The organism is Falsiroseomonas oryziterrae, from assembly GCF_021864505.1.
In the GTDB taxonomy this organism is placed as follows: domain Bacteria; phylum Pseudomonadota; class Alphaproteobacteria; order Acetobacterales; family Acetobacteraceae; genus Falsiroseomonas; species Falsiroseomonas oryziterrae.
This window is the reverse complement of record NZ_JAKJIB010000543.1, coordinates 1-1604: the sequence shown is the minus strand read 5'-3', so window position 1 is coordinate 1604 and position 1604 is coordinate 1. Positions and strand designations below refer to the sequence as shown.

Sequence of the window (1604 nt, the reverse complement as noted above, 5' to 3'; positions counted from 1 at the left end):
CGCGGTGATCTTCATCTTCCTGCCGGTGGAGTGAGGTATGCATTGCGGCCGGCGGTAGCCGGCCGAGCGCCCGAACGGGCGCCGCGGCACGTGCCGCGAAGCCAAGCGCGCGGAGGCGCGCGCCGGCGATTGAGGGCGCGAAGGCGGAGCCTTCGTGCACCTGACATGATCACGCCACCACGACGCGCCCCGTCATGCCGAGCGTCGCGTGCAGCGGCTTCACGCAGGTGATCTCGTGCCGGCCGGGCCCGAGCGGCAGCACGCCAAGCTCGACCGTCCCGCCGGCGGGAACGTCCACCGATCCGCCCGAGGCCAGCACCGCCTGCGCCGCCGCATCCGGGCGCAGTGCAACGGCGCGGAAGAAGCCAGGCGAGGTCCAGTCATGCGGCCGCGCGCCGCTGTTGCGGAACACCAGTCGCGCGGGCTGGCCCGCGCGCAGCTGCAACTCCTCCGGCACGAAGGCGAACTCGTCGAGCATCACCTCGGTGGCGGGCACGCGCGCCCAATCCACGCCGGCGATGCGCTCCGCCGCGCCGGGCGGTGGCACGATCGCGGTGCGCCCGGCGCAGCCAGCCAGCAGGGCGGGTGCGACGAACAGGACGGCACGACGACGCATGATGCTCTCCTTCACCTCCGGCGGTCATCGCCGCTAACCTTCGGGCGGCATCGGGGTGCGACGCGCATGATGGGCATTCTGGGGACGATCATCATCGGCTTTCTCGCCGGCGCGATCGCGAAATGGGTCACGCCGGGGCGGGGGCCGGGCGGGTTCTTCGTCACCGTCTGCCTCGGCATCCTCGGCGCCTTCGTCGGCACCTTCCTCGGCCAGGGGCTCGGCTGGTACGGGCCGGGCCAGACCGCAGGCCTGTTCGGCGCCATCGTCGGCGCCGTGCTGGTGCTGGTCGTGTTCCGCGCGGTTGCGAAGAAGGCGTAGCGCCGCGCGCCCGATCATCTCGTGATCGCCGCTCTCGCCGCAGTGCGAGACGACGGCATGGACGCGGCGTTGCGCCGGCCTGATCCTGCGGTGCCGCGGGAGGGCGACGCATGCGCATCGGCGTGCCGAAGGAGATCAAGGTCCACGAATACCGCGTCGGCCTGACGCCGGGATCGGTGCGCGAGCTGGTCGCGCATGGCCATCAGGTGCTGGTCGAGGCCGGCGCGGGCGCCGCGATCGGCTTTCCCGATGCCGCCTACACCGCCGCCGGCGCCGCCATCGCCGCAACCGCCCAGCAGGTCTTCGCGGACGCCGAGCTGATCGTGAAGGTGAAGGAGCCGCAGCCCGCCGAATGGGCGATGCTGCGCCCCGGCCAGGTCCTGTTCACCTACCTCCACCTCGCCGCCGACGCCGCGCAGGCGCGCGGCCTGATGGAGTCGGGCGCCAGCGCCGTCGCCTACGAGACGGTGACGGAGCCCGAAGGCGGCCTGCCCCTGCTGCGCCCGATGAGCGAGGTCGCCGGCCGCATGGCGCCGCAGGTCGGCGCGCATTGCCTCGAGAAGGAGATGGGCGGCGCCGGCGTGCTGCTCGGCGGCGTGCCCGGCGTGCCGGCGGCCAAGGTCGCGGTGCTCGGCGGCGGGGTGGTGGGCGCCAATGCGGCGCGCATCGC

2 protein-coding genes and 1 pseudogene are annotated in these 1604 nt (G+C 73.5%); 2 read left to right on the top strand and 1 reads right to left on the bottom strand.

Annotated elements, in window-relative coordinates:
• Positions 1 to 169: 169 nt before the first annotated feature.
• Positions 170 to 616 carry a cupredoxin domain-containing protein gene (locus L2I40_RS22960; RefSeq protein WP_237217675.1) on the bottom strand — a complete coding sequence of 149 codons (447 nt, stop codon included), beginning with the start codon at positions 614 to 616 and terminating at the stop codon, positions 170 to 172.
• A 66-nt stretch (positions 617 to 682) separates the two neighbouring features.
• Between L2I40_RS22960 and L2I40_RS22955 the strand changes: the two genes are divergently transcribed.
• Both L2I40_RS22955 and L2I40_RS22950 read left to right on the top strand, forming a co-directional pair.
• On the top strand, positions 683 to 934 hold the full coding sequence (locus L2I40_RS22955) for a GlsB/YeaQ/YmgE family stress response membrane protein (RefSeq protein ID WP_308116448.1): 252 nt from the start codon (positions 683 to 685) through the stop codon (positions 932 to 934).
• A gap of 110 nt (positions 935 to 1044) precedes the next feature.
• Positions 1045 to 1604 (top strand): annotated as a pseudogene (locus tag L2I40_RS22950) (alanine dehydrogenase); the annotation flags it as partial.

Coding starts and splice junctions, on each gene's coding strand:
- L2I40_RS22955 (WP_308116448.1), top strand. CDS start 683: ATGATGGGCATTCTGGGGACGATCATCATCGGCTTTCTCGCCGGCGCG.
- L2I40_RS22960 (WP_237217675.1), bottom strand. CDS start 616: ATGCGTCGTCGTGCCGTCCTGTTCGTCGCACCCGCCCTGCTGGCTGGC.